General features: G+C 72.6%; 17 protein-coding genes and 3 pseudogenes. 8 read left to right on the top strand and 12 right to left on the bottom strand.

The features are described 5' to 3' along the window. The 3 pseudogenes from ACOFKX_RS14215 to ACOFKX_RS14205 all read left to right on the top strand — a co-directional run. Nucleotides 1-423, top strand: a pseudogene (locus ACOFKX_RS14215) (DUF2141 domain-containing protein); the annotation flags it as partial. A 225-nt stretch (nt 424-648) separates the two neighbouring features. Next, nucleotides 649-1,629, top strand: a pseudogene (locus ACOFKX_RS14210) (diacylglycerol/lipid kinase family protein). Continuing rightward, nucleotides 1,616-2,495: pseudogene (locus tag ACOFKX_RS14205) on the top strand (hypothetical protein). The pseudogenes ACOFKX_RS14210 and ACOFKX_RS14205 overlap by 14 nt, the downstream one beginning before the upstream one ends. Here ACOFKX_RS14205 and ACOFKX_RS14200 read toward each other — a convergent pair. The 9 genes from ACOFKX_RS14200 to hspQ all read right to left on the bottom strand — a co-directional run bounded on the left by ACOFKX_RS14200 (nt 2,452) and on the right by hspQ (nt 10,520). Beyond that, nucleotides 2,452-4,479 carry an ATP-binding protein gene (locus tag ACOFKX_RS14200; protein ID WP_419827732.1) on the bottom strand — a complete coding sequence of 676 codons (2,028 nt, stop codon included), beginning with the start codon at nt 4,477-4,479 and terminating at the stop codon, nt 2,452-2,454. The pseudogene ACOFKX_RS14205 and the gene ACOFKX_RS14200 sit on opposite strands and share 44 nt — an antisense overlap. 69 nt (nt 4,480-4,548) lie before the next feature. Then, entirely contained in the window at nt 4,549-5,811 is a 1,263-nt protein-coding gene (spt, locus tag ACOFKX_RS14195; protein WP_419827731.1) for a serine palmitoyltransferase, read from the bottom strand. Continuing rightward, nucleotides 5,808-6,056, bottom strand: a complete 249-nt coding sequence (locus tag ACOFKX_RS14190; protein ID WP_419827730.1) for an acyl carrier protein — start codon at nt 6,054-6,056, stop codon at nt 5,808-5,810. Before ACOFKX_RS14190 ends, spt begins: the two co-directional genes overlap by 4 nt. A 42-nt stretch (nt 6,057-6,098) precedes the next feature. Further along, nucleotides 6,099-7,022, bottom strand: coding sequence for an SDR family oxidoreductase (locus tag ACOFKX_RS14185; protein WP_419827729.1), 924 nt, complete (start codon nt 7,020-7,022; stop codon nt 6,099-6,101). Beyond that, nucleotides 7,019-8,143: a glutamate 5-kinase gene (gene proB, locus ACOFKX_RS14180; RefSeq protein ID WP_419827728.1), complete on the bottom strand. Its 1,125-nt coding sequence runs from the start codon at nt 8,141-8,143 to the stop codon at nt 7,019-7,021. Before proB ends, ACOFKX_RS14185 begins: the two co-directional genes overlap by 4 nt. A gap of 132 nt (nt 8,144-8,275) precedes the next feature. Continuing rightward, on the bottom strand, nt 8,276-9,322 hold the full coding sequence (gene obgE / locus ACOFKX_RS14175; RefSeq protein WP_419827727.1) for a GTPase ObgE: 1,047 nt from the start codon (nt 9,320-9,322) through the stop codon (nt 8,276-8,278). 73 nt (nt 9,323-9,395) lie between these two features. Then, nucleotides 9,396-9,665 carry a 50S ribosomal protein L27 gene (gene rpmA, locus ACOFKX_RS14170; RefSeq protein WP_419827726.1) on the bottom strand — a complete coding sequence of 90 codons (270 nt, stop codon included), beginning with the start codon at nt 9,663-9,665 and terminating at the stop codon, nt 9,396-9,398. A 16-nt stretch (nt 9,666-9,681) separates the two neighbouring features. Continuing rightward, the gene (gene rplU / locus ACOFKX_RS14165) at nt 9,682-10,032 is read right to left on the bottom strand and encodes a 50S ribosomal protein L21 (protein WP_419827725.1); all 351 of its coding nucleotides are present in this window, start codon (nt 10,030-10,032) and stop codon (nt 9,682-9,684) included. 113 nt (nt 10,033-10,145) lie between these two features. Beyond that, nucleotides 10,146-10,520 (bottom strand): heat shock protein HspQ, encoded by a 375-nt coding sequence (gene hspQ, locus ACOFKX_RS14160; RefSeq protein ID WP_419827724.1) that lies wholly within the window; start codon nt 10,518-10,520, stop codon nt 10,146-10,148. Nucleotides 10,521-10,573: 53 nt separating this feature from the next. Here hspQ and ACOFKX_RS14155 point away from each other — a divergent pair, with 53 nt between their 5' ends. Then, the gene (locus ACOFKX_RS14155; RefSeq protein WP_419827723.1) at nt 10,574-11,068 is read left to right on the top strand and encodes a DUF3429 domain-containing protein; all 495 of its coding nucleotides are present in this window, start codon (nt 10,574-10,576) and stop codon (nt 11,066-11,068) included. Nucleotides 11,069-11,075: 7 nt separating this feature from the next. Here ACOFKX_RS14155 and hemA read toward each other — a convergent pair whose 3' ends face one another. Next, nucleotides 11,076-12,323, bottom strand: a complete 1,248-nt coding sequence (gene hemA, locus ACOFKX_RS14150; RefSeq protein WP_419827722.1) for a 5-aminolevulinate synthase — start codon at nt 12,321-12,323, stop codon at nt 11,076-11,078. A gap of 71 nt (nt 12,324-12,394) precedes the next feature. Further along, nucleotides 12,395-13,189 (bottom strand): glutamate racemase, encoded by a 795-nt coding sequence (gene murI, locus ACOFKX_RS14145; RefSeq protein ID WP_419827721.1) that lies wholly within the window; start codon nt 13,187-13,189, stop codon nt 12,395-12,397. Nucleotides 13,190-13,340: 151 nt separating this feature from the next. Here murI and plsY point away from each other — a divergent pair, with 151 nt between their 5' ends. From plsY to queG, 4 genes are read left to right on the top strand one after another with little or no spacing between them, the layout of a single operon-like run. Then, the gene (gene plsY, locus ACOFKX_RS14140) at nt 13,341-13,955 is read left to right on the top strand and encodes a glycerol-3-phosphate 1-O-acyltransferase PlsY (RefSeq protein WP_419827720.1); all 615 of its coding nucleotides are present in this window, start codon (nt 13,341-13,343) and stop codon (nt 13,953-13,955) included. Continuing rightward, nucleotides 13,955-15,070 (top strand): DNA-processing protein DprA, encoded by a 1,116-nt coding sequence (gene dprA, locus ACOFKX_RS14135; RefSeq protein WP_419827719.1) that lies wholly within the window; start codon nt 13,955-13,957, stop codon nt 15,068-15,070. The genes plsY and dprA overlap by 1 nt, the downstream gene beginning before the upstream one ends. 31 nt (nt 15,071-15,101) lie before the next feature. Further along, nucleotides 15,102-15,878 carry a hypothetical protein gene (locus ACOFKX_RS14130; protein ID WP_419827718.1) on the top strand — a complete coding sequence of 259 codons (777 nt, stop codon included), beginning with the start codon at nt 15,102-15,104 and terminating at the stop codon, nt 15,876-15,878. After that, on the top strand, nt 15,878-16,918 hold the full coding sequence (gene queG, locus ACOFKX_RS14125; RefSeq protein WP_419827717.1) for a tRNA epoxyqueuosine(34) reductase QueG: 1,041 nt from the start codon (nt 15,878-15,880) through the stop codon (nt 16,916-16,918). Before ACOFKX_RS14130 ends, queG begins: the two co-directional genes overlap by 1 nt. A gap of 1 nt (nt 16,919) precedes the next feature. Here the strand turns inward: queG and ACOFKX_RS14120 are convergent, their stop codons facing one another. After that, entirely contained in the window at nt 16,920-17,300 is a 381-nt protein-coding gene (locus ACOFKX_RS14120; RefSeq protein WP_419827716.1) for a hypothetical protein, read from the bottom strand. Nucleotides 17,301-17,416: the final 116 nt, after the last annotated feature.

Raw genomic sequence — 17,416 nt, 5'->3', positions numbered from 1 at the left:
ATGCTCGCGCCGCCCCATCACCATCTTCTGGCCGCAATCGCGGCCGAATGGGCGAGCTTTCCGACGTGCGGGCCGCCCCTCGATCCCGCCGACGCGTCTATAGCCAGCGGGAGGTGCCGGGTCATGTCGAAACTGCGGTCCTGCTGGTTACTCGGCGTCGCGGCGCTCGCCGCGTCGGGCGGGGCCGCTGCCGCCTCGGCGCCGCGCTGCGCGGGACCGGCGCTGCTCGTCCACGTCACCGGCTTCAAGGCGCCGACCGGCACCGTGCGCGTCCAGCTCTACGGCGGCGATCCGGATCGCTGGTTCGACAAGGGAAGCTATCTCAAGCGGGTCGAGCTGCCCGCGCCGCGGGCCGGCGCGCTCGACGTCTGCGTGGGCGTGCCGACGCCGGGCGAGTATGCCGTGTCGGTGCGCCACGATCTCAACGGCTCGGGCAAGACCGATCGCGCCGACGGCGGCGGCATGTCGGGCAACCCGCATCTGTCGCTGTTCGACCTGATGCTGAAGCGCAAGCCCGATCCCGGGCGGTGGTCGCGTGGCGGCGACGCGTGGCGTCCGCACCGTGCCGATCACGCTCAACTATCTCTCCGGTGCCAGCTTCCGTCCGGTGGGAGGCCGGCCTGTGGCCAGCGGCGGGGTGGCGGGCTGATGGCGCGCGTCGCGCTCCTCTCCAATCCGATGTCGACGGGCAACGCCAAGCTGCTGCCGCGCATCCGCGCCTATTGCGCGGGCAATCCCGACGTCTTCCACTACGAGGTCGAGCATGTCGACCAGATCGGCGACGGCCTGCGCACCATCGCGCGCGTCCGGCCCCGCATTCTCATCGTCAACGGCGGCGACGGCACCGTGCAGGCGACGCTGACCGAGCTGTATCATGGCGGCCATTTCGAGGGCGCGCCGCCGCCCGTCGCGGTGCTGCCCAACGGCAAGACCAACCTGATCGCGCTCGATCTCGGCATGGCGGGCGATCCGCTCGCCGCGCTCGATCGCATCGTCGCCATCGCCAACGAGGATGTGGCGCCGCACACCGTCGTGCGCGAGCTGATCGCGCTGTCCGACGGCGAGGCCAACGTCACGGCCGGTGCTCGGCATGTTCCTCGGCGGCGCGGGGCTCGCCGACTCGATGATCTACTGCCGCAACAAGATCTATCCGCTCGGCCTGCCCAACGGCGTGGCGCACGCGATCACCGCGCTTTCGCGGTGGTGGTGTCGATGCTGTTCGGGATCAGCGCCGCCTTCCTGCCGGAGCGCGGCCGGCCGGTGCGCGTCTCGGTGCTGAGGCAGGGCGTGCTGGTCGGCACCTTCGCGCTGCTGATCGTCACGACGCTGCACAAGCTGGTGCTCGGCTGGCGCGGCGACTCGACCGGGGCGGCGCGCGGCACGCTCAAGCTGCTGATGGTGGAGAGGAACCCGTTCACGCTGGTCGGCGCGACCATCGCCAGCCTGTTCGGGCGGCTCAAGCCCGGATCGATGCGCGGCGTTCACCTGGGCCAGGGCGACGAGATCCGCATCGAGGGCGAGCGATCCAGCGTCTTCCTCGACGGCGAGCTGTTCGTGGCCGCCGAGGGCCGGCCGATCGTGCTGACGCCGACCGCGCCCGTGCCCTTCCTCAGCCTTGCCGCCGCCTGATCTCGCCGCGCTCGTCGCCGACGAGCTGGCGATCCCCGTCGATCCGCGTGTCGCCCGTCTGGCGGCCGCGATCGCGGCACGGCATCGCACGGTGGCGCGGGCCGTGCTGTTCTACGGATCGTGCCTGAGAGAGAGCGCGCTCGACGGGCTGATGCTCGATTTCTACCTGATCGTCTCGGATTATGGCCGCGCCTACCGAACGCGGTGGGAGGCCATCGTCAACCGGCTGCTGCCGCCCAACGTCTATCCCTTCGAGGCGGACGGGCTGGTCGCCAAATATGCGGTGCTGAGCGTCGCCGACTTCCATCGGCTGTGCGGGCCCGAGACCGACAACCCGTCGGTATGGGCGCGCTTCGCGCAACCGTCGCGGCTGGTGTGGGCGGCCGACGAGGCGGCGCGCGCGTCGGCGATCGCCGCGATCGCGCGCGCCGCGCCGACGCTGCTGAGCCGGGTGGACGACCAGGGCGCCGGCCCGGAGCTGGATCGGTGGCGCCGCGCCTTCGCCCTGACCTACGCCGCCGAGCTCCGCGCCGAGCGGAGCGGGCGGGCGGCCTCCGTCGTCGATGCCGATCCGGATCGCTACCGCCGCTTCACCGGGCCCGCGCTCGCGATCGCGCGCGGCTACCCGCCGCGAGGCGGACCCGGAGCGCGGCTGGCGGCGGACGCGGCGGCGCGGCAAGCTGCTCACGCTCGCGCGGCTCGCCAAGGCATCGGCGACCTACGCGGGCGGGCTCGACTATCTCGCGTGGAAGATCAATCGCCACGCGCGCACCGCCATCGCGATCCGGCCGTGGCAGCGGCGCTGGCCGATCCTCGGCGCGCTCAGTCTGCTGCCCCGCCTGCTTGCGCGCGGCGCGGTGCGCTGAGCGGCTCGGCGGCGAAGGCATCGGCGACCGCGCGATCGAGCGCGGCGAAGGTGAAGGGCTTCCTCAGCATCGCCTCGCCCGCGAGCTCGCCCGCATCCTCGCGCGCGTAGCCGGTGACGAACAGCACCGACAGGTCGGGCCGGCGGCGGCGTGCCTCGGCGGCGAGTTCCGGCCCGGTCATCACCGGCATGACGACGTCCGTCACCATCACGCGCACGTCCGCGCGATCGGCGAGCATGGCGAGCGCGTGCGCGGGATCGTCGCACGCGATCGGATCGTAGCCGAGTTCCTCGAGCGCGCCGGCGGTCGCGGCGCGGACGCGCGGATCGTCCTCCACCAGCAGCACCGGCCTCGGCCCCGCCGCGCGCGCCACGGGCAGCCGCACGATGTCGGCGACCGCGCGGGGCGGGGGGGCCGGCGGCGCCGCGGCGATCGCGCGGGGCAGGTAGAGCGAGACGGTGGTGCCCGCGCCCGGCGTGCTGCCGATCGCGACGTCGCCGCCGGATTGGCGCGCGAAGCCGAAGATCTGGCTGAGCCCCAGGCCCGTGCCCTTGCCCACCGGCTTGGTGGTGAAGAACGGTTCGAAGACGCGGCTCAGGATCTCGGGCGCCATGCCGATGCCCGCGTCGGCGACCGCGACGCGGACGTAATCGCCGGCGGGAAGCTCGCCCACCTCGCGCTCGCGCAAACCCACATCCTCGGCGGAGACGACCAGCGTGCCGGCGCCCTCCATCGCGTCGCGGCCGTTCACCGCGAGGTTGAGGATCGCGTTCTCGAACTGGAGCGGATCGACGAACACCGGCCATGTGGCGCCCGTCGTCCGCACCTCGATCCGCACGCGCTCGCCGAGCGTGCGGTCGAGCAGGTCGGACATGCCGGAGATCAGCGCGGCGGGTGCGACGCGTTCGGGCAGCAGCGGCTCGGCGCGCGCGAAGCCGAGCAGGCGGCGGGTGAGGCCGGCGGCGCGATTGGCTCCCTCCATCGCACGATCGAGATGCTCGGCGGCGCTGTCGGGTGCGGTGGCGAGGCGGCGGCGCGCAAGCTCAAGCCCGCCGACCACGACCGCCAGCATGTTGTTGAAGTCGTGCGCGATGCCGCCGGTGAGCTGGCCCAGCGCCTCCATCTTCTGCATCTGGCCGAGCCGTGCCTCGGCGGCGGCGCGCTCCGCCATCTCGGTGTTCAGCCGCTCGTTCATCGCCGTCAGCTCGGCGGTGCGCGCGGCGACCGCCTCGCACAGCCAGGAGGCGCGATCGGCGGCATCGTCGGCCTCGTCCTGCGCGACGCGGTGGTTCCGCGTGGCGACGGAGAACGCCATCGCCAGGCCGCCCGTGGCGACGATCAGCAGGAGGCCGGTGAGCGACAGCAGACCGATCAGGTGCGTCGTGTCGCTGGTCGCGGCGTCGGACTGGTCGGCGCGGTGGCGCAGCACCCCCACCTCGTGCTGGCGGATCGCCTCCAGCACCTGGTCGATCGCGGCGATGCGCGGGCTCCGGCCGGTGGCGTTGAACTGGGAGAGCGCCGTCCAGCCGTCGTGCCGCGCCGCGCTGGACGCCGGTGCGCCAAGCTCGCGGCCGCGCGTCTCGAAGAGCCGGCCGAGCCTGTCCGCCAGCGCGGAGGCGACCGGATCGCGGGCGACGAGCTGCCTGAGGCGTCCGATCTGCGCGCCCGCCATTACCCAGTCGTCATAATAGGTCGCGCCCATCGCGCGATCGCCGCTGATCGCGTAGCGGCCGAGCGCGGCTTCCGCGGACGCGATCGAGGCCGACACCGATCGGGTGGCGAGCACCACCTGATAGCCGTGCCGCTCGCGGTCCACGGCGCGGTCGCGCTCGCCGAGCGAGTGCCCGACGCGCAGCACGAGGAAGGCGATGGCGGCGAGCGCGACTAGCGCCGCGACGACGAGCACGACCGGAACCGGCCTGCCCGCGTCCCCGGCCTGCGGCGGCCCGTCGCCCGTGGCGACGCCGGTTTGCCCGTGACCCATGGTCAGGCCAGTAGGTCGCACTCCATGCTGAAGAAAGCGTTAAGCGCGAAACGCCGCGCCCCGCAGCGATTATGCGATCGTACCCGTCCGACGCCCGGCTTGCGCGAACATGGCGATGATCTCGCCGACCTGCTCGTCGCGATGCTCGGCGCACAGCGAGCAGCGCAGCAGGTAGGTGCCCGCCGGCGTCGCAGGCGGGCGCGCCATGTTGACGTAGAGGCCGAGCTCCAGCAGCGTCTGCCACATCGCCACCGCCGTCTCCTGATCGGGCAGGATCACGGCGATGATCGCCGACTGCGCCTCGGGCGTGCCCAATTTGAAGCCGAGATCGCGCAGGCCTTTGTGGAGGCGGCGGCTGTTGTCCCACAGCTTGCCGCGCTTATTGTGGGCATGGGCGAGCTTGCGGATCGAGGTGGCGGCGGTGGCCACCACCGATGGCGGCAGCGAGGCGGTGAATACATAGGGCCTGCAGACGAGGCGCAGGACCTCGAACTTGGGATGGTTGGAGACGCAGAAGCCGCCCACCGTGCCGACCGACTTGGAGAATGTGCCGACGACGAAATCGACCTCGTTCTCGACGCCCGCCTCCTCGAACACGCCGCGCCCGTTCGCTCCGAAGAAGCCCATGCCGTGCGCCTCGTCGCACAGGATCATGGCGCCGTGATTCTTGGCCACGCGCACCATCTCGGCGAGCGGCGCGATGTCGCCGAACATCGAGTAGACGCCTTCCAGGATGACGAGCTTGCCAGCGTGCGGCGGCAGCCGTCCGAGCCGCTTGTCGAGATCCTCCACCGAATTGTGGCGGAAGCGCACGACCTCGGCGTTGCCCAGCCAGCAGCCGTCGTAGATCGAGGCATGGCTGTCGGCATCCAGGATGATGTAGTCGCCCTTGCCGGCGAGCGTCGAAATCATGCCGAGATTGGCTTGATAGCCCGTCGAGAAGACGATGGCGTGATCCATCGCGTAGAAGTCGCGCAGCGCCGCCTCGACTTCCTTGTGGCCCTGGTAGGTGCCGTTGAGCACGCGGCTGCCGGTGGTGCCCGCGCCATACTCGTCGAGCGCCTTCTTGCCCGCCGCCACCACGTCGGGGTCGAACGTCATACCCATGTAGTTGTAGGTGCCGAGCAGGATCGTCTTGCGGCCCTGGATCATCGCCTCGGTGGGCGACAGCACCTCGTCCATCACGATCGCGAAGGGATCGCGGACGCCCGTTTCCAGCAGCGCCTCGCGCTCCGCGATCAGCGCGTCGAACTTGGCCAGAAGATCGGGCGGGGAGGGGTGGGTCAGCGCGTCGAGCGGGCGATCCTCGGGCAGCGTGCCGGCGTCGGTCATGCCGGCTCGTCGCCCCTGAGCGTGTCCACCGCGTCGACGAGCTGGCCCACCGTCTCGATCTCGGCCTGCATGTTCATCGTGATGATGATGTCGAACTCGTCCTCGACCGCCGCCACGAAATCCATGACGGTGAGGCTGTCCCATTCGAGGTCGGTCGCGAAGCGGGTGTCGTCCGCCAGCGTCGCCTGCTTCTTGTTGAACGGCTCGATCAGCTCGGCGACCCGGGCGAAGGTTTCGTCACGCATGGCCGATCCCCTAGAGGAGGGCGCGCGGGCTTGCAAAGCCGATCAGGCGAGCAGCCCGTCGGCACGGTAACTCTCAGCCGCGACGCTTAGCCCGTCCTGCGTCGTCACCTCCGCCTGCCAGAGGCGAGGGGGCGGGCGGCGGACGGGATCGGACACCCAATCCGGGTGAAGAAAGTAGCGCACGCGATCGCGCGTCAGCTTGGCGTTGCGGCCGCGCCAGGCGGCGTCGAACCAGGCGCCGGCGTGCATCGCCCAGGCCGGCACGGGCTGCGTGCGCGAGCGGCGGCCGACGGCATGGCCGATCGCGGTGGCGAACTCGGCGTGCGTCCAGCCGCCGGCGCGGCCGTCGTCGGGCTCGTAGATCGCGGCCTGGCTGTCGTCGTCGGGCAGCACCGCGAGCAGCAACCGGGCGAGATCCTGCGCCGCGATCACCGACAGGCGGCCGGCGGGCGGCACCGGCACCAGGCCCCGGCGCGCGGCGCGGAACAGCTCCAGTATCTCGGTGTCGCCGGGGCCGAATACGGCGGGCGGGCGCACCATCGTCCAGTCGAGCGCGGAGGCCGCGACGATCGTCTCGGCGCGCGCCTTGGACCAGCCATAGTCCGACAGCTGGGGCTCGCGCGCCGCCAGCGACGAGACGTGGACGAAGCGCCGCAGCCCCGCCGCGCGCGCGGCGTCCACCACCGCCAGCGTGCCGGCCACGTTGCCGGCAGCGAAGCCCGCGCGGTTCGGTGCGTTGACGAGCCCGGCGACGTGGATCACCGCGTCCGCGCCGTCGACCAGCTCGGCGAGCGCGGCGGGCTTCTCCAGCGCGCCATACACCCACGCCACCCCCTCGCGCGGCGGGCGCGGCGCGCGGGTGAGCGCGCGGACGTGGTGGCCCTGGGCGAGCGCCGCGTCGAGCAGGTGGCGGCCCACGAAGCCGGTGCCGCCGGTCACCGCCAGCGTATGATGGCGGTTCTTCAAAGCATCACCATGTGATCGCGGTGAACCAGCGCCGCGCGCGGCGCGTAGCCGAGCAAGTCGGCGAGATCGGTGGAGCGACGACCGGCGATGCGGCGTGCTTCCTCTCCGTCATATTCGGCGAGCCCGCGCGCGACGATGCGACCGTCGGCGCCGACGATGTCGACGACGTCGCCGCGCGCGAACCGGCCCTCCGCCGCGCGCGCGCCGGCGGGCAGCAGGCTGGCGCCGCGGCCGAGCGCATCGGCCGCGCCCTCGTCGATCAGGATGCGGCCGCGCGCGGTCAGCCGGCCGGCGAGCCACGCCTTGCGCGCGCCCCTGCGAGCGGAGGCGGCGAACACGGTGCCGCGCGCCGTGTCGGCGAAGGCGGAGAGGGGGCGATCCCCCGCGCCGCCGACGATCGCGAGGTGGGCGCCGCCCTCGTGCGCGATCCGCGCGGCGGCGAGCTTGGCGGCCATGCCGCCCGATCCCATCCCCGATCGCGAGGCTCCATCGGCCATCGCCAGCGTCGCGGCGTCGAGCGTCGCGTCGGCCACCAGCGTCGCGGAAGGGTCCCGCGCCGGATCGGCGGTGTAGAGCCCGTCGACGTCGGAGAGCAGCACGACGCCCCCCGCGCCCGCCGCCAGCGCCACGCGCGCCGCGAGCCGATCATTGTCGCCGAAGCGGATCTCCTCGGTCGCGACGCTGTCATTCTCGTTGACGACGGGCACGACGCCCAGCGCGAGCAGCCGCGCGAGGGTGGCGGACGCGTTGAGGTAGCGGCGGCGATCCTCCAGATCGTCGAGCGTCAGCAGCATCTGCGCGGCGGTGATGCCCCGTTCGCCGAGCAGCTCCGCCCATGTCTGCGATAACGCGATCTGGCCGGTGGCGGCGGCGGCCTGCGCGTCCTCCAGGCTCGCGCGCCCGCCGCCGGGCAGGCCCAGCCGCCGCGCGCCGAGCGCGATCGCGCCCGAGGAGACGAGGATGATCCGCTGGCCGGCCGCGCGCCGCGCCGCGACGTCGGCGACGATGCCCGCGAGCCAGTCTCGCCGCACGCGTCCGTCGGGCGCGACGAGCAGCGAGGAGCCGATCTTGACGACGAGCACCGGGCAGGATGGTGGCGAGAAGAGGGCGGCGCGGGTCATCGCAACGGCGTCATCTGTCTCGTTCGGGCTGGGCATGGTCGAAGCCCCGTCCCGCCCAAGAGCAGGGCCAGCGCCTCGCGACGAGCTTGGGGGCGGAGGGGAAGCGGCGTCTCTATGCCGATCGCCGGACCGTCACAATGGGGACCAGTCTCCGGCCGTCGCATCTTCGTGGCGGTCCTCCGGGGCGGCCGGCGCGATCGCCTCGGCGAGCCGATCCAGCACCGTCTCCAACCCTTCGCCGCCGGCGCCGGAGAGGGCGATCGGCTCCGCCCCGCTGGCCTTGGCGAGCGCCTTCATCAACCTGGCCCGCGTCTTCGCATCGACGGCGTCGACCTTGTTGAGCGCGAGCACCTGCGGCTTCTCGTCCAGGCCGGCGCCGTAGGCGGAGAGCTCTTCGCTAACGACGTGGTAGGCGCCGACCGGATCGTCGCCCGTGGCGTCGACCAGGTGGAGCAGCACGCGGCAGCGCTCGATATGCCCCAGGAAGCGATCTCCGATGCCCGCGCCCTCCGCCGCGCCCTCGATCAGGCCGGGGATGTCGGCGACGACGAATTCGCGCTCATGGTGGCGCACGACGCCGAGCTGCGGACGCGTGGTGGTGAAGGGGTAGGCGCCGACCTTGGCCCGCGCATTGGTGACGGCGTTGATGAACGTGGACTTGCCCGCGTTGGGCAGCCCCACCAGCCCCGCGTCCGCGAGCAGCTTGAGGCGCAGCCACACCCACATCTCCTCGCCCGGCCAGCCCGGCCCGTGCTGGCGCGGCGCGCGGTTGGTCGACGTCTTGTAGCTGGCGTTGCCGCGCCCGCCGTCGCCGCCGCGCAGGAAGACGCGCTGCTGGCCGGGCACGGTGAAGTCTGCCAGCACGGTGGCGCGCTCCTCGTCGTCGGCGATCACCTGGGTGCCGACGGGAACCCGGACGACGAGATCCTCGCCGCCCGCGCCGGTGCGGTTGGATCCCGAGCCCCCCTTGCCGCGAGGCGCGCGGAAATGCTGGGTGTAGCGAAAGTCGATGAGCGTGTTGAGACCGGCCACCGCCTCGAACAGGATGTCGCCGCCCTTGCCGCCGTCGCCGCCGTCGGGCCCGCCATATTCGATGAACTTCTCGCGCCGGAACGACACCGCGCCGGGGCCGCCGGCGCCCGAGCGGATGAAGATCTTGGCCTGATCGAGGAAATGCATGGGCGGAACCTGAAAACGCGAAAGGGGAGCCGGTCATCCCGGCCCCCCTTCCGAAACAATCGATAGGCCAGCCCTACTCGGCGGCGAGCGCCTGCTCGTCGACCGACACGTACTTGCGGCCGAGCTTGCCGTCGTGAAAGCGGACGCGGCCGTCAGCCAGCGCGTACAGCGTATGATCCTTGCCGATGCCGACGCCGACGCCCGGATAGACGCGGGTGCCGCGCTGGCGGATGATGATGTTGCCGCCGATCACCTGCTCGCCGCCGAACTTCTTGACGCCAAGCCGACGCCCCGCCGAGTCGCGGCCGTTGCGCGAGGAGCCGCCTGCCTTCTTATGTGCCATCTGATGCTACTCCCGCTTACGCTTCGGCGGCGGCGGGTTCGGCCGTGGCCGTCCGCGTCTGCTGATCGGACCCGCCGACCGAGAGGATCTCGAGGATCGTATGCCGCTGGCGGTGGCCGTTGCGGCGGCGATAATTGTGCCGGCGACGCTTCTTGAAGACGATGACCTTCTCGCCCTTCGCCTGCGCGATGATGCGTGCCGAGACGGTAAGGCCCGCCACGTCCTGCGCCTGGCCGTCGCTGCCGGCGAACAGCACGTCGCCCAGCGACACGGTCTCGCCGGCCTCGCCGCCGAGCTTCTCGACGACGATCTTGTCCCCGGCGGCGACGCGATACTGCTTGCCGCCCGTGCGCACGATAGCGAACATGGCTCTCTCTTCGAATATAACGGACGCGCGGAACGGCGGCGAGCCACGGCCCCGCGCGGGAGGCGGTTCGCTAGGGGATCGGCCGCCGCCTGTCAATCAGTGCCCGGCGTCGATCAATGACGGTGCTCGCGCCGCAGGCGGTAGCGGCCGTCGGAGAAACCGTCGAACAGCCCGTCGATCGCCGGATGCTCGATCGGCTCGTCCGAGCGATCCGATTCGAGGTTCTGCTGGCTGACATAGGCGACGTAGCTCGCCTCGGCATTCTCGGCGAGAAGGTGGTAGAAGGGCTGCTCCTTGGACGGCCGGATGCCTTCGGGGATCGCCTGATACCATTCCTCGGTATTGGCGAAGACGGGATCGACGTCGAAGATCACGCCGCGGAAATCGAGCAGGCGGTGGCGCACCACGTCGCCCACCGTGAAGCGGGCGTGGACGATCGGTGGCGCCGCGGGTGCGTCGGCAGGGGCGGCTCGGCCGTTCGGTGTCATATCGTCCATCATTCCAAGGTAGGCGATCGCGCGGGGCTGGCAAGGAGGACGACATGGAGACGGGTGCGGTGGAGGAGGGGGGCGGCCGGTCGGGCCGTCGCGTGCCTCCGGCGGCGGCGGCGCTGGGCGCGGCCGGGCTGCTGCCGCCGCTGCTCGCCATCGCGGCGCGGCTGACCGCGGGCATCACCGGCGACGTCCAGCTCCAGCATTTCGCGATGCTGGTGGGGCTGCAATATGTCGGGCTGATCCTGAGCTTCCTCGGCGGGCTGTGGTGGGGGATCGCGGTGGCGAAGCTGCCGGCGGACCGCGTCTCGCCCTGGCTGGCGCTGGCCGTGCTGCCCAGCCTCGCGGCGCTCGGCGTGCACGTGCTGTCGAACTGGTTTCCGGGGCCCAGCGTCGTGCTGCTCGCGCTCTGCGTGCTGGCGACGCTGCTGGTCGACCGCCGGCTCGCGCGGGAGGGGCTGGCGCCGCGCTGGTGGATGCGGCTGCGCGTGCCGCTGTCCGCCGGTCTCGCGGTGCTGACGCTGGTGCTCGCCGCGCTGCTGTAGCGGCGGCTCAGGCCGCGAGCCTGAGCGCCAGCCTGTCCCAGATCTCGGCCAGCGCGGCGGTGAGGTCGCGCATCATGGCGGCCGTGTGGGCGGGGCCGGGCGTGAAGCGCAGCCGCTCGGTGCCGCGCTGCACCGTGGGGTAGTTGATCGGCTGCACGTAGACGCCATACTCGGCGAGCAGGATGTCGCTGATCCGCTTGGCCTTCACCGGATCGCCGACGAGCAGCGGCACGATGTGCGTGGTCGACGGCATCACCGGCAACCCCGCCTCGGCGAACAGCGTCTTGAGGGTGGCGGCCGCCGCCTGCTGCCCGTCGCGCTCGACGCTCGACGCCTTGAGGTGGCGCACGCTCGCCAGCACGCCCGCCACCAGCACCGGCGACAGCGAGGTGGTGAAGATGAAGCCCGGCGCATAGCTGCGGATCACGTCGATGATCGTGCGGTCGGCGGCGATGTAGCCGCCCATGACGCCGAACGCCTTGCCGAGCGTGCCCTCGACGATCGTCACGCGATCCGCCACGCCGTCACGCTCGGTGATGCCGCCGCCGCGCGGACCGTACATGCCGACAGCGTGGACCTCGTCGCAATAGGTGAGCGCGTTATACCTGTCGGCAAGGTCGCAGATCGCCGCGATCGGCGCGACGTCGCCATCCATCGAGTAGACGCTCTCGAACGCGATCAGCTTGGGCGCGTCCGGGTCCTCGGCGGCGAGCAGCTCCTCCAGGTGGACGAGATCGTTGTGCCGGAACACGCGCTTCTCGCAGCCCGAGTTGCGGATGCCCGCGATCATCGAGGCGTGGTTCAATTCGTCCGAGAAGATCACGCAGCCGGGCAGCACCTTGGCGAGCGTCGCCAGCGTCGCCTCGTTGGAGACGTAGCCCGAGGTGAAGAGCAGCGCGCCCTCCTTGCCGTGGAGGTCGGCGAGTTCGGCTTCCAGATCGACGTGGTAATGCGTGTTGCCGCCGATGTTGCGCGTGCCGCCCGAGCCCGCGCCGACGTCGCGCAGCGCCTCCTCCATCGCCGCGATCACCTTGGGATGCTGCCCCATCGCGAGATAGTCGTTGGAGCACCACACCGTGATCGGCTTCGGCCCGTTATGGCCGGCGAAGCAGCGTGCGTTGGGAAAGGCGCCCTTGTTGCGCAGGATATCGATGAACACGCGGTAGCGGCCCTCGGCGTGGAGCCGGTCGATCGCCTGCGCGAAGACGCGCTGATAGTCCAAGCCCGCTCTCCCGTACCTTTCGGAGGCGTCCATAGCGCGCGCGGCGGGCGCTTTCCAGCATCTCGCCGCGCAACGTCTCGATCAGGACGAGTGAGGCGGCGACGTCACAGCCGCTCGATCCGCGAGAGGCCGCGTGCGGCGAGCGCGGGACGCAGCGCGTCGACGTTGATATCCGAGGTGAACACCGCCGTGCCCTCGCCCGGCTCCGTCGTCCGATCCTCCTGCCCCAACAGCGAGGCGACGCGCCGCGCGATCCCCGCCGCGCCGTCCACGAAGGCGATCGGGCGCGGGCTCGCCGCCGCCAATTGGTCCGCGACGAGCGGGAAGTGCGTGCAGGCGAGCACCACCGTGTCGATCGCGTCGCCGCTCGGCCGGTCGAGCAGCCCGGCGAGGATGGCGCGGTACTCGGCGGGATCGCCCGGATGCCCACGCAGCGCCGCCTCGGCGAGCTCGACCAGCCACGCCGAGCCGTGGCGGACGACGGTGCAGTCCGCCGCGAACTCGGCGGCGAGTCGATCGACATAGGGCTGGCGCACCGTCGCCTCGGTGCCGAGCACCCCGATCGCGCGCGTGCGCGACAGCAGCGCCGCCGGCTTGATCGCCGGCACCGTGCCGACGATCGGCAGGTCGAGCGCCGCGCGCACGGCGGCGAGCGCGATCGTCGACGCGGTGTTGCACGCGATCACCACCAGCCGCGGCCGGTAGCGTTCCGCGAACCGGCCGAGCAGCGCCGGCACGCGGGCCGCGATCTCCGCCTCGCCGCGCGTGCCGTAGGGGAAGCCGCCCGAATCCGCGACGTAGACGATCGGCGCGGCGGGGCGCAGCGCGCGCACCGCATCCAGCACCGACAGGCCGCCGACACCGGAGTCGAAGAACAGGAGGGGGCGCCGGTCGGTCATGACGCGGCGATAGCATGGCGCGAGGTGCCGGCAACGCCTGCCGAAATTAACGCGCGACTTCATCCGATTACGCCGGCCGCGCCGATCCGCTTGTTGCGCGGCCGGCATAATCGACTATCTTCGCGCGGCTGGGAGAGGGGGCTTACCGCGGATGTCGTCGGCCGGATCCATCCTGCTCGCCGCGGCGCTGATCGGCTACGTGCTCGGCTCGATCCCGTTCGGGCTGCTGGTCACGCGGATCGCGGGCGCGCCCGATCCGCGCCACGCGGGTTCGCGCAACATCGGCGCCACCAACGTGCTGCGCACCGGCGGCAAGGCGCTCGCCGCCGCGACGCTGCTGTTTGACGCGCTGAAGGGGGCGGCCGCCGTGCTGCTCGTACAGGCGCTCCACCCCGAACTGCTCGCGCCCTCGCTGCCGGCGATGGTCGCGGGCCTGTTCGCCTTCCTCGGCCACCTCTACCCGGTGTGGCTGCGCTTCCGGGGCGGCAAGGGCGTGGCGACGATGCTCGGCGTGGCGGCGAGCCTCTCCTGGCAGTGCGGGCTCGCCTTCGCGGGCGCGTGGCTGCTCGCCGTGGCGCTCACCCGCCACAGCTCGGTCGGCGGGATGACGGCGGCGGCGGCGACGCCGGTGGCGGCGGCGGTGATCGACGAACCAGGGCTGACGCTGCTGTTCCTGGGCATGATGATCGTCGTGCTGTGGAAGCATCGCGGCAATGTCGAGCGGCTGCTCGACGGCACCGAGCCGCGCGTCGGCGCCGGATCCTGATGCACGCACGGGTGGCGGAGGCGACGGGAGGCGTGCGCGAGGACCGCATCGCCAGGCTGCGGCTGATCCGCACCGCCACGGTCGGCCCCGTCACCTATCGTCAGCTCCTCGCGCGCTTCGGCGACGCGGCCGCCGCGCTCGCCGCCGTGCCCGACCTCGCGCGACGCGGCGGCGGCAAGCCACCCGCCGTGCCGCCGGCCGGCGCGATCGAGCGCGAGGTCGAGGCGGTGGAGGCGGCCGACGCGCGCTACCTGTTCCTGGGCCTGCCCGGCTATCCCGCCGCGCTCGCCGAGATCCAGACCGCGCCGCCCGCGCTGATCGTGCGCGGCGACCGGGCGCTCGTCGATCGGCCGGTGGTGGCGATCGTCGGCGCGCGCAACGCGTCCGCCGCCGCGTGCCGCTTCGCGCGCGGGCTCGGCCACGATCTCGGCGCGCGCGGCGTGACGGTGGCCTCGGGACTGGCGCGCGGCATCGACACGGCGGCGCATATGGGCGCGCTCGACGGCGGCACGGTGGCGGTGATCGCGGGCGGCATCGACATCGTCTACCCGCCCGAGAATGCCGAGCTCCAGGAGCAGGTGGCCCGCCGAGGCCTGCTGGTCGCCGAGCAGCCGCCGGGCACCGAGCCGCGCGCGCGCCACTTTCCCTATCGCAACCGCATCATCGCCGGGCTGGCGCAGGCGGTGGTGGTGGTGGAGGCGGCGCCCAAGTCCGGCTCGCTCATCACCGCGCGCCACGCCGCCGATTATGGCCGCGAGGTGCTGGCGGTGCCGGGCAGCCCGCTCGATCCGCGCGCGCAGGGCTGCAACCAGCTCATCCGCGACGGCGCGACGCTGATCCAGACCGCCGACGACGTGATGGAGGCGGTGCGCCCGATCGATCCGCGCGGCGGCATCGCCGAGCCCGCCGGCGGCTGGAGCGGCCCGCGCGCCGCCGACGCCGACGACCGCGACCGCGCGGTGGTGACGGGGCTGCTCGGCCCGGCGGCGGTGCCGGTCGACGAGATCGTCCGCCAGTCCGGCCGGCCGCCCGCGATCGTGCAGACGGTGCTGCTGGAGCTGGAGCTCGCCGGGCGGCTGGATCGCCACGCCGGCGGGCAGGTGAGCCTCGCCTGAGGCGCAAGGCTCGCGCGCGGCGCGGGCCGCCGTGGCCGTCGTCGCGATCTGCTTCGCGGTCGGCTGCTGCAACCACGTCCGCGACTATCTGGTCGCGGGGCCGCGTCCCTATCGCTGGGCGCCGTGGCCGCTGGAGGCCTTCTGGTCCGCGCTCGCGCCGCTCGACGGGGCGGTGGTGCTGCTGCTGGCGACGGGGCGGCGGCGGGCGGGCCTCGGCCTCGCGCTCGCGGTGATGGTGGCGGACGTCGGCGCGAACGTCACCGCCAGCATTGGCCTGGGCATCGCGCTCGTCGGCGGCGCGCTGCTGGCGCAGACCGGCCTGCTCGGCTTCCTCGCGGGTTCGGTGCCCTTCCTGTGGCGCGAGGCGTGGCCGGGCGACGCGACCGATGTTGGATTGCGGGCACGGCTCCGCCTCCGTCCGGATGAGAGAGACGGCCGGCGCCCTCGCGTGCCGCGTGGCGGCGGAGGGGTGCGGGGTTGGCTCCCCGCTTGTGGGACCTTCGCCCGCCGTGGCGGGCGTCCCGGTTGCGGCGGGCGGACTTCAGACGGGGGTGCTCAGGGCACGGCCCCCATGTGGCCCGCCGGCCTGGTGGAACATGCGATGCGAGGGAAGCCTCCGCTGCCCAGCGCGCCGACCGTCCGGACGGTCGCGGGTGCCGTGGCCCCGGCGCCGTCCCATCCCGTCCGCTCGCGCCCTCCTCGTCAGCAGGGTGAGCGAACGGTGGGGTATGTAACCTATACGGATCGTCCTGTCAAGGGCAGGACAATGGCCGGCGACTTGTGTGTCGGCCGTGCTATGGAGCGGTGATGCCGGACAGCCTCACCCGACGCCTGAAGGCCGAGGCCGCGCGCGCGGGCTTCGTCGCGTGCGGCGTGACCGACAGGCTCGACGAGCCGCTGCCCGGCGAGCGGCTGGTCGAGTGGCTGGCGGACGGCGCGCATGGCACGATGGGGTGGATGGAGGCGCGGAGCCATCACCGCCGCTCGCCCGCCGCGCTGTGGCCCGAGGCGCGCGCCGCGATCATGTTGGGGATGAGCTACGCGCCCGCCGCCGATCCGCTGCGGCTGGCGGGGGAGGGCGGCGTCGCGCGCATCTCCGCCTACGCGCAGGGGCAGGATTACCACGACGTCGTCAAGCGCGCGCTGAAGGCGCTGGGCCGCTGGCTGGGTGCCGAGAGCGGGCTGCCGCTCAAGGTCTTCGTCGATACCGCACCCCTCATGGAGAAGCCGCTCGCCGCCGCCGCGGGCATCGGCTGGCAGGGCAAGCATACCAATCTCGTCAGCCGCGAGCATGGTTCGTGGTTGCTGATTGGCTGCATCCTCACCGCCGCGAAGCTGGAGCCCGACGCGCCGATCGCGGCGAGCTGCGGATCGTGCGACGCCTGCCAGCGGGCGTGCCCGACCGACGCGTTCCCCGCGCCCTACCGGCTCGATGCGCGGCGCTGCGTCTCTTACCTCACGATCGAGCATGACGGGCCGATCCCGGTCGAGTTCCGGCGCGCGATCGGCAACCGCGTCTATGGCTGCGACGATTGCCTGGCGGTGTGCCCGTGGAACAAGTTCGCGGCGTCCGCCCACGCCAACCTCGCCTTCGCACCGCGCGCCGAGCTGGCGGCGCCCGCCATCGCCGACCTGCTGGCGCTCGACGATGCCGCGTTCCGGCAGGTGTTCGCGGGATCGCCGATCAAGCGCATCGGGCGCGACCGGATGGTGCGGAACGCGGCGGTGGCGGCGGGCAACAGCGGGGAGGCGGCGCTGCGCGCGCCGCTCGCGCGGCTGCTCGACGATCCGTCCGAGACGGTGCGCGAGGCCGCCGGCTGGGCGCTGGCGGAGCTGGCGGCCGCCTGAGCTATTTCGCCGCGTCGCGCCGCGCCAGCGCCGCCACGCAGGATGCCCGGTCGATATCGTCGCCGTCGCGGCGTCGCGTGTCGAGATAGGTGACGGTCGGCTCGCTGCCCTTGTCGGGGTAGAGATAGGCGTCGAGCACGCAGGCCGGGCCGACGAACTGGAGCCGGCGCGCCTGGCCCTCGCGCGAATCCAGATCGGCCGGGCCGAACAGCGCCACCAAATCGCGTGCGGTCCTGCCCACCACACGCTCCAGCCCCGCTTCGTGGAGGTCGGCCGGCCGCTCGGTTGCCGGGCCGCCGGGGCGCGGCGCGCCGGCGCAGCCCGCCACGAGGAGCGCGAGGAGGAGCGGCGGGGCGAGCGGCGTGACGAGGCGGCGAATCATGGCGCGCCCGCCTTGCCACGGCCCCAGGCGCGCAGCTAGGCGCGTCCCGCAAACGGGGCCGCGCAGCTAGGCGCGTCCTCCGAACGGGCCGCGCAGCTAGGCGCGTCTCCGTCCCC

The organism is Sphingomonas sp., from assembly GCF_965200105.1.
GTDB lineage: Bacteria > Pseudomonadota > Alphaproteobacteria > Sphingomonadales > Sphingomonadaceae > Solisphingomonas.
This window is presented reverse-complemented; position numbering and strand designations above follow the sequence as displayed.

Coding starts and splice junctions, on each gene's coding strand:
- ACOFKX_RS14200 (WP_419827732.1), bottom strand. CDS start 4,479: ATGGGTCACGGGCAAACCGGCGTCGCCACGGGCGACGGGCCGCCGCAG.
- plsY (WP_419827720.1), top strand. CDS start 13,341: ATGTCGTCGGCCGGATCCATCCTGCTCGCCGCGGCGCTGATCGGCTAC.
- murI (WP_419827721.1), bottom strand. CDS start 13,189: ATGACCGACCGGCGCCCCCTCCTGTTCTTCGACTCCGGTGTCGGCGGC.
- dprA (WP_419827719.1), top strand. CDS start 13,955: ATGCACGCACGGGTGGCGGAGGCGACGGGAGGCGTGCGCGAGGACCGC.
- hspQ (WP_419827724.1), bottom strand. CDS start 10,520: ATGACACCGAACGGCCGAGCCGCCCCTGCCGACGCACCCGCGGCGCCA.
- spt (WP_419827731.1), bottom strand. CDS start 5,811: ATGACCGACGCCGGCACGCTGCCCGAGGATCGCCCGCTCGACGCGCTG.
- hemA (WP_419827722.1), bottom strand. CDS start 12,323: ATGGACGCCTCCGAAAGGTACGGGAGAGCGGGCTTGGACTATCAGCGC.
- rplU (WP_419827725.1), bottom strand. CDS start 10,032: ATGTTCGCTATCGTGCGCACGGGCGGCAAGCAGTATCGCGTCGCCGCC.
- ACOFKX_RS14155 (WP_419827723.1), top strand. CDS start 10,574: ATGGAGACGGGTGCGGTGGAGGAGGGGGGCGGCCGGTCGGGCCGTCGC.
- proB (WP_419827728.1), bottom strand. CDS start 8,143: ATGACCCGCGCCGCCCTCTTCTCGCCACCATCCTGCCCGGTGCTCGTC.
- ACOFKX_RS14190 (WP_419827730.1), bottom strand. CDS start 6,056: ATGCGTGACGAAACCTTCGCCCGGGTCGCCGAGCTGATCGAGCCGTTC.
- obgE (WP_419827727.1), bottom strand. CDS start 9,322: ATGCATTTCCTCGATCAGGCCAAGATCTTCATCCGCTCGGGCGCCGGC.
- queG (WP_419827717.1), top strand. CDS start 15,878: ATGCCGGACAGCCTCACCCGACGCCTGAAGGCCGAGGCCGCGCGCGCG.
- rpmA (WP_419827726.1), bottom strand. CDS start 9,665: ATGGCACATAAGAAGGCAGGCGGCTCCTCGCGCAACGGCCGCGACTCG.
- ACOFKX_RS14120 (WP_419827716.1), bottom strand. CDS start 17,300: ATGATTCGCCGCCTCGTCACGCCGCTCGCCCCGCCGCTCCTCCTCGCG.